The organism is Chamaesiphon polymorphus CCALA 037 (assembly GCF_003003845.1).
Lineage (GTDB): Bacteria > Cyanobacteriota > Cyanobacteriia > Cyanobacteriales > Chamaesiphonaceae > Chamaesiphon > Chamaesiphon polymorphus.
The window spans coordinates 1-7,519 of record NZ_PVWO01000284.1; the positions used below are offsets into that span (position 1 = coordinate 1).

Here is a 7,519-nt window from a genome sequence, read left to right on the forward strand (position 1 = left end):
GGTTTAAGAATTGCCAGCGACTGTGTCTTGTCGCACTAAACCTGGAGGAAACCTCCAGAGCGCGCGCCGCAAGTCGCTGCTAGTGATGCAAAGTCCGCGTAGGCGGACTAAAATTTTTAGATTAATCGAGAAGTATTGCCACCGCGCCCAACTCCCAACTCCCAACTCCCAACTCCCAACTCCCAACTCCCAACTCCCATGAATCTAATTGAGTTTCTGCTCAAAGCTGCTTGGATGAGCGTAGTGGCTGCGGCTATTACAGGTTCGATTAGCGGCATGGGTAGTGCTGCGGCGATCGCGCTCATCAATCGATCGATTAGTCAGATTACCCCACAGAACCCCCAAGCACCTCAAGAGCTGCTGTGGGGCTTTCTGGGGCTAGTGACAGTGGTTTTGGTTACCAACTTAATTTCCCAGTTCTTGCTCGTCCAATTAGCGCAAGATGCCATCTACAAACTGCGTCTGCGGATTAGCGGTTGGATTTTGGCATCGCCCCTGCAACATCTCGAAGAACTAGGCACAAATCGCCTATTGACGACTCTGACAGAAGATATTCAATCGATTTCTAGTGCAGTCTTTAGCGTCCCCACGCTGTGTGTCAATGCCGCGATCGTGGTGGCATCCTTTGCTTATCTGGGCTGGCTGTCGATTTGGGTACTATTGGGGACATTGGCATTTATGGCACTATCGATCGCGTTAGTGCAAGTGCTCATCAACCAAGCAGTGCGTTTGTTCACAGAAGCGCGCGAAGAAAATGATGCCTTGATGAAGCACTTTCAGGCAATTACCGATGGCATCAAAGAACTCAAACTTCACTCCCAACGCCGCGAAGAATTCCTGCAAGAAGACTTACAAACTACTGCTGCAAACCTGCGTAATTATCGGATTGGCTCGCAACGGGCGATTTCTTTATCTGGTGGGATTGGCGAGTTATCATTTTTCATGCTCTTGGGCTTATTAGTCTACGGCTTACCCTATATTCAAACAGTTTCCTCCGAACTGTTATCGGGTTATGTGCTGACGATCTCTTATCTAATGCGCCCGATCGGTAATACTTTAGCCATCTTGCCCAACCTCAGTCAAGCAGGTGTCGCACTACGAAAAATCGATACCTTGGGACTATCTTTAGCGAGTCGCGCCGAGACACAAGCACGCACCACCACTAGTCCCGATCGATTCAAACAAATTGAAATTAGGCAAGCTACCCATATTTACCAACTAGCTGGAGAAGAGAAAACCTTTACACTAGGGCCGATCGATCTGACGATCGAACCTGGAGAACTGATCTTTATCGTCGGTGGTAATGGCAGCGGCAAATCTACCTTAGCCAAACTCATCACGGGTTTATATGCGCCCGACAGTGGCGAAGTTCGACTAGATGGCACTGTCGTTGACGATCTCCACCGCGAATTATATCGTCAGTTATTTTCGACAGTATTTGCCGATTTCTATCTATTCGATCGCTTTGTCGGCTTGCAGCTAGACGACGGCGATGCCCAAGCCAAAATGTATCTCGAAAAACTCCAACTCACCCACAAAGTGTCGATCGCAGATGGCAAACTCTCCACCACCGCCCTCTCCCAAGGTCAACGCAAACGCCTAGCACTCCTCACAGCATACCTCGAAGACCGCCCCATCTATTTATTCGATGAGTGGGCAGCAGACCAAGATCCCTTCTTTAGAGAAATCTTCTACCAACAACTCCTCCCCGAACTCAAACAACGCGGCAAAGCGATCCTCGTCATCAGCCACGACGATCGCTACTTCCATCTGGCCGATCGATTACTCAAACTCGACTACGGTAAAATTGTTGGTGGGGAATAGGCTTTAGGTTTTAGGCTTTAGGCTTTAGGTTTTAGGTTTTAGGCTTTAGGTTTTAGGCTGGACATATTGTGGAACTGCGTTCCACCTATTACCCATTACTCATTACCCATTACTCATTACCCATTACCCATTACCCATTACCTATTACCCATCATCCACCCATCCACCCATCCACCCATCCACTCATCCACCCATCCACCACCTTCTCCCATTCCAAGCCGCGCCAGCTACAAACTCCTTACCGTTAGCCGTCGTGCCAAAATAAGCCCAATAAACCCCTCGCTTGCTATGATTGTTGGGGTCTGTCACCGTTTGACCTGGTTCTAGCCACTGACTCTCGCCCAGATCGTACCATTCCTGAAATTGTTGGCGACTGAAAAAACCGCCTGTAATGGTATGTAAGACTAAAGTTTTACCCGTTTTAACAAACGTGCCAAATCGATCGATCCGCACTCTTTGGGTCGATCGATTGGTAATCTTGGTGGAATAATACGGCTTGCCGCGATCTTCTTGCTGGCAAAAGTGCTCGATCTTCAGCCACTCTCTACCGATTTTTAAATCTGCCTGCTCTACCGTTGCAAAAATCCGATCTTCAACAACCGGACGCGAGCCATCAAACTTTGCCTTAATTTTCGCTGCAAATTTCAAACCATCGGCTGAAGCGCGCTCTAATCTGGGACTATTTGAACTGACACTATCGCTCTTGCGGTATTTTCGTGATGTTCTCCCCACACCGAAATTTATCTTGCCTTCTGCTTGCAATAGCTGATTCATTACTAACTACCTAAAATCCACACCTAAAACTAGTCGTAGATCTAGAATGCCCAAACGCGTCGCCAGAATCGATCCGATCGTGTTTGAGTATGTAACTAGTTAAGTGATGTGAATTTTGATACTATTTCGGGTACGTTATAGCTACGAACGGCTAAAGGTTGCTGTCGATCGCTAACAACCACCCCGAGGGAACATCGTTAGATTACCGTACTAATTGTATCGATCGTCACTATTTTGTTCGATCGAGATACTTAATTTTTACTCGAACGACGATAATTATGCTTCGAGCCGAATCGTTACCCCCTATAATTAAGGTCATCTTAACAACAGATTAAGTCCGCTAACTGTATCGTGAAGAACGGTATGTAACCCGATCGGACGATTAAACTAGGTCTCTAGTAGTTGTGCGATCTTCGAGTTCGACTTGGCACCAGTCGATTCAGCATAGCGGTATCAATCGATACTATGCGCTCGATTAGGCTTCGCCTACGCTACGCGAACGCGCCGACCCACCCCTGCCTAAATCTTTGTCAATTTAAACTATCTAAACGTGAGGAGAACCATCCGAATGTCATCAGCATTTTGGAAATCTGTATTAATTAGCCCTGTAGTATTGAGCATTTCTTTGTTATTATCCACTGGGGTAATGGCCGCACCCAAAACAGCTACTGGTAATGCTAATGACCTAATCTTAAATAAAGCCAGTGGTGCTACACCTGTTTCGATCGCCGCTACCGAGCCAGCCGCAAGTACCGATGATGTAGTTAGTGAAATTGTCAAACCTACTGACTCTTCGTATCAAGCTCTCCAAAGCATCGCTACAAAATATGGTTGCGAGCCAAATTTAAACAACAAACCCGTATCGCAAATTGAATTTGCACGCGGTTTGAATGTTTGTCTGAACAAAGTCGAACCCATGTTGGCTCAACAGCCTGCTAGTGTCACTCGTGAAGACCTCGAAGTCATCAAGAGATTGACTCAAGAGTATCGCGCTCAACTAGCTGAAATTGACAGTCGCTTAGTCAATACAGACAAAAAAGTCGCTCAACTTCAAGCCAACCAGTTCTCGACCACTACCAAGCTTAAAGGTGAAGCCGTCTTTAACGTAGCTAGTGTAATTAGTGGTGGCAATAATAGCAATATTATCTTTGCCGATCGCGTCCGGTTATTATTCCAAAGTAGCTTCACTGGTAAAGATATCCTCTGGACTCGTTTAGCCACTGGTAACCAACCCTCCCTCGGTGGTACATTCAGAAGCCCCAGCACTACAGGCGGTCAAGTCATCGAAACTGGTGGCAACAACAGTGTCGGTCTAGACTGGTTGGCGTATCAGTTCCCCGTCGCCAATACCAATGTCTACGTAGCAGCATTTAACGGTCTGCAAGCTGACTATGCTCCCACCTATGGATCTAACTTTGATGATTTCACTGGTGCTAGCGGCGCGCTCTCGGCCTTTGCAGAATCTAGCCCCATCTACAAAATTGGTGGCGGTAGCGGCGTTGGTACCAATATTCCGATCGCTGAAACTGGTCTGACATCTGTCTCCCTTGGCTACTTTGCATTTAATGCCAATAGCCCTGCAAATAACCCTCCTGTTACTGGCGGGATATTTGGTACCGATAATTCCCTCTTCGGTCAACTCAACTTCAAACTCAGCTCTCAACTAGAAGGCGGTCTGACCTACGTCAATAGCTCCCACAATGGCAGTATCTTTAATGGGACTGGGGTAGTTGTTGGTACTCCGTTAGCTAATAATTTAGCACTGGCTAACAGTGGTTTTAACGGTACTAGCCCTGGCGGTCGCACCACTGCTGATTCCTTCGGTTTGGCATTGGCTTACAAAGCTAGCGACAAACTAGCCTTCAATGGTTTTGCGATGACCACCAATGCACGTAGAGGCGGTGTCACCGACAATATTTGGAGCTATGGTGCGGGTATCTCTTTCCCTGATGTCGATGGCAGAGGTAGCCTCGCTGGTCTATTTGTAGGTGCGACACCTTATGTTGGTGGTGTTGGTAGCACTCCATTCCACTTTGAAGGTTTCTACAAGTACAAACTCAGCGATAATCTCTCGATTACTCCTGGTTTGATCTACCTGACTTCTCCCGACCAAATTACTAACAATAGTGCGTTAATCGGTGTAGTGAGAACTACTTTCTTATTCTAACGATCGCGCCTAAGTAAATAATTAGTCGATTGACTGTTCGATCGACTAACCTAGTCTAGCCAGAAGCGAACGCTCGCTTCTGGCTATTTTTGTGACACAAGCTCTCCAACATCTCGATCTCATCCAGCACCATCAGGATAGAGAGCGTCTCTTTCCGGTCATTTTCCCGACGATGGAAAAAAGACAACTATCAACTATCAACTATCAACTAACTCAACAGATATTTAGGTGGGATCGAACAGGCCAGTTCTGCCGCGCCAATCTTAAAATTATCTGTAAATTTTAAGCCGATAATTCCACCTTTTTTAAGAATTATTTTACCTTCGATTCTCCCAAATAAAAACAACTCTGCCCACTCACTTAAATTAGGTTCGTGTCCGACTAAAGCTACTGTCGAAATGGTACTAATATTGTTAGATCTGGCTTTCCACTCCAGCAGCCAAGACTCTAGCGTTCCCGCTGGTTTTAATCGATCGGATACCTCTAACTTGTAGCTGAGTTGCTTGTCGAGCAAGATGTCCGCAGTTTGCCTAGCACGCACTAACGGACTAGTAATCATCAGGTCGAATCTTAGCTCTAACTCAGCCAATCGATCGGCAACTTGTGCGACTTTTTTACGTCCTATTTTAGTAAGCGATCTAAACTCATCACTAGCCGTCACATCGACTGTGAGGGGATCTAAATCTACAGCAATGCCATGACGAATTAAGTACAAGTACATAGTTTTGTTAATGATTTGATACTGGTTAACGATCGATCGGAAAATAATTAGCGGGTAACTAATTATTGCTCATTGATACACAAACATAATCGATGGGGAATTCTAAAAATAGATGATAAATATCTGGATCGGAGCGAAGGTGCAGTAGTTATGACAAGATCGAATGTAGAAGAATTTGGACGCAAACGGCTGGCTCATTGGGATGTGGTTTTACCCAAGCGCAAAGCTTGGATTCAGACACTAATTTTATTACCGTTTGGCTTACCTGTTGCTAATTTTTTGGGTGCTAGTTGGCAGTTTTCAGCCAATGCGATCGTCGAAGAGCATCAATATCTCATCGGTGTATTGTCGATGGCAGTTAACTTAGTCCTCCCAAGTTTGTTTTTTGCCTTTGTATTCCACTGGGGTTGGTTTGTCTGGCAGCACAAACCAGCCACATGGTATCCCAGAGCGGCAGCACTGTGGGCGGGAGTTTATGCAACCGTGACGATCGCCGTATCATTTGGGCTAGTGGGCTTATTTACTCATAGTTTGGGCGTCTGTGGCAATCCCGCTTGGGGATCGATCGGTCAAACTTTGTTGTGCAATCTCGACGGCTATGGCTTTGAATCTAAATCTTGGTTTGGCGCGTGGTTTATCATCGCCGCTTATTGTTATCAAGTTCGAGGAGCGATCGTCTCTAGATTGCAAAGGCTTGGCAAGCGACAACATCGTTCGTCATCTAATGAGTTTATGGCAAATTCCTTGGTACAGCCGCTAGTACCAGGGCACATCGACACGATCCCCGATCGTGGGGAAGAGTAAATCGGTAAATATTTCCGCCAGTGCTAGAATATGACAGTATCGAGCGATCGCGAGCGCGCCGTAAGGCGATCTCTACTAAATAAATTGCTAAACCGAAATCATCATAATTTGAACCTGGTGCATTGGTATCGCCTCTTAGCTGGTACGGCGATCGTCTGGATGGGATGCTGGGGACAAAGCCTTCCCAGTGTTGCCAGTCCTGCTGGTTTCGATCGTCTGCGTGCGGTGACACCCGCTCGGCAAATAGTTAATTCGTTCGCGCAACAGCCAGCTCCACCGCCGAGCCAGCCAGCACCCGAAAATAATCCGATCGAGATCGATCCTGCAATTCTCAATAGTAGCCCTGTCTTGCAAAAATGGCTCAAAGGCATTCCCGATGTCGCAGACGACATTAAAAACGACCCCAGTTTTCGGACGCGGGTAAAACTCGGCTACTCTCAATACCCCTCCACCGCCCAAACTGGCGGCGTTCATCTGGCTGTAGACGATCTCTTCTTCGGACGCAGCGGACTTTCCGCCAGTGCCAATTATAATTCTGGCGGTAGTCGCACTGCTTACGGTGTGGATGCTCAATACTATCTGTTACCGTTGGGTGGCTATATTAATATCACCCCACTCGTCGGATTTCGCCGTCTCCAAACCGATAAATACAGCCGCGACGGTTTAAATCTGGGACTCAAACTGATGCTCGTACCCTCGCGCGGCGGCGGTGCGGATATCGCGCTCAGTCAAAGTTGGGTAGGTTTGGGTAGCGATACCGAAACAGGCTTGACGACTTTCTCCGTCGGCTATGCCATCACCAACAATCTCCGGATCTCTACCGATATCCAACAGCAAAATGCGCGGGAAAACTACGATAGCCGCGTTGGGATTGGCTTCGAGTGGATGCCGTAGACTCGATCGCAACTTTGCAGTGAATTTGAGTCTGAGCTGTGGTTGTCGATGAATTTACCAACGATCGATCGCTTACAAGAAGTCCATCGATGCAGCATATGCCAAAATCTCATATTGTTTATTGGAACCCATTAAGTCCAGATAACGCTGAAAAGTGGACGCCAATTCCTGGATTTGAAGGTGCGATCGAAGAATTGACCCTCAGTTTAGATCCAGAATCGGGCGAATACACGCGGTTAACTCGATTTCATCCCGGTGCCGATACCACCTCATTAGGTTCAAAAAGTCATAACTACCCTGAAGAAGTATTGATTATCGGCGGTCGTCTGTACGAT

General features: G+C 46.9%; 8 protein-coding genes. 6 read left to right on the plus strand and 2 right to left on the minus strand.

Going from position 1 to position 7,519, the window contains the following annotated elements; translation table 11 throughout:
• Positions 1–22: 22 nt before the first annotated feature.
• Together C7B77_RS29335 and C7B77_RS19055 are read left to right on the plus strand one after the other, a co-directional pair.
• Complete coding sequence (locus C7B77_RS29335) at positions 23–202, plus strand: hypothetical protein (protein ID WP_146138400.1); 180 nt, start codon at positions 23–25, stop codon at positions 200–202.
• Complete coding sequence (locus C7B77_RS19055; protein ID WP_106308364.1) at positions 199–1,824, plus strand: cyclic peptide export ABC transporter; 1,626 nt, start codon at positions 199–201, stop codon at positions 1,822–1,824. Before C7B77_RS29335 ends, C7B77_RS19055 begins: the two co-directional genes overlap by 4 nt.
• Positions 1,825–2,007: 183 nt before the next feature.
• Here C7B77_RS19055 and C7B77_RS29340 read toward each other — a convergent pair whose 3' ends face one another.
• A complete protein-coding gene (locus tag C7B77_RS29340; RefSeq protein WP_146138401.1) occupies positions 2,008–2,598 on the minus strand; it encodes a hypothetical protein in 591 nt (196 codons plus the stop codon).
• A gap of 568 nt (positions 2,599–3,166) precedes the next feature.
• Between C7B77_RS29340 and C7B77_RS19070 the strand changes: the two genes are divergently transcribed.
• Positions 3,167–4,765, plus strand: coding sequence for an iron uptake porin (locus tag C7B77_RS19070; RefSeq protein ID WP_106308373.1), 1,599 nt, complete (start codon positions 3,167–3,169; stop codon positions 4,763–4,765).
• Between the two features lie 208 nt (positions 4,766–4,973).
• Here the strand turns inward: C7B77_RS19070 and sixA are convergent, their stop codons facing one another.
• A complete protein-coding gene (gene sixA, locus C7B77_RS19075; RefSeq protein WP_106308376.1) occupies positions 4,974–5,486 on the minus strand; it encodes a phosphohistidine phosphatase SixA in 513 nt (170 codons plus the stop codon).
• 150 nt (positions 5,487–5,636) lie between these two features.
• On the opposite strand from sixA, the gene C7B77_RS19080 reads away from it, so the two are divergent.
• The 3 genes from C7B77_RS19080 to C7B77_RS19090 form a co-directional block, all read left to right on the plus strand.
• Positions 5,637–6,290 carry a hypothetical protein gene (locus C7B77_RS19080; protein ID WP_146138402.1) on the plus strand — a complete coding sequence of 218 codons (654 nt, stop codon included), beginning with the start codon at positions 5,637–5,639 and terminating at the stop codon, positions 6,288–6,290.
• Between the two features lie 30 nt (positions 6,291–6,320).
• Positions 6,321–7,184: a hypothetical protein gene (locus tag C7B77_RS19085; RefSeq protein WP_106308382.1), complete on the plus strand. Its 864-nt coding sequence runs from the start codon at positions 6,321–6,323 to the stop codon at positions 7,182–7,184.
• Positions 7,185–7,282: 98 nt separating this feature from the next.
• Positions 7,283–7,519 (plus strand): hypothetical protein (locus C7B77_RS19090; RefSeq protein WP_146138403.1); only part of this gene is annotated, 237 nt, incomplete at its 3' end.

Bases quoted from the DNA above. Each gene is read 5' to 3' on its own strand.
- C7B77_RS29340 (WP_146138401.1), bottom strand. From the start codon at position 2,598: ATGAATCAGCTATTGCAAGCAGAAGGCAAGATAAATTTCGGTGTGGGG.
- C7B77_RS19085 (WP_106308382.1), top strand. From the start codon at position 6,321: ATGACAGTATCGAGCGATCGCGAGCGCGCCGTAAGGCGATCTCTACTA.
- C7B77_RS19080 (WP_146138402.1), top strand. From the start codon at position 5,637: ATGACAAGATCGAATGTAGAAGAATTTGGACGCAAACGGCTGGCTCAT.
- C7B77_RS19070 (WP_106308373.1), top strand. From the start codon at position 3,167: ATGTCATCAGCATTTTGGAAATCTGTATTAATTAGCCCTGTAGTATTG.
- C7B77_RS19055 (WP_106308364.1), top strand. From the start codon at position 199: ATGAATCTAATTGAGTTTCTGCTCAAAGCTGCTTGGATGAGCGTAGTG.
- sixA (WP_106308376.1), bottom strand. From the start codon at position 5,486: ATGTACTTGTACTTAATTCGTCATGGCATTGCTGTAGATTTAGATCCC.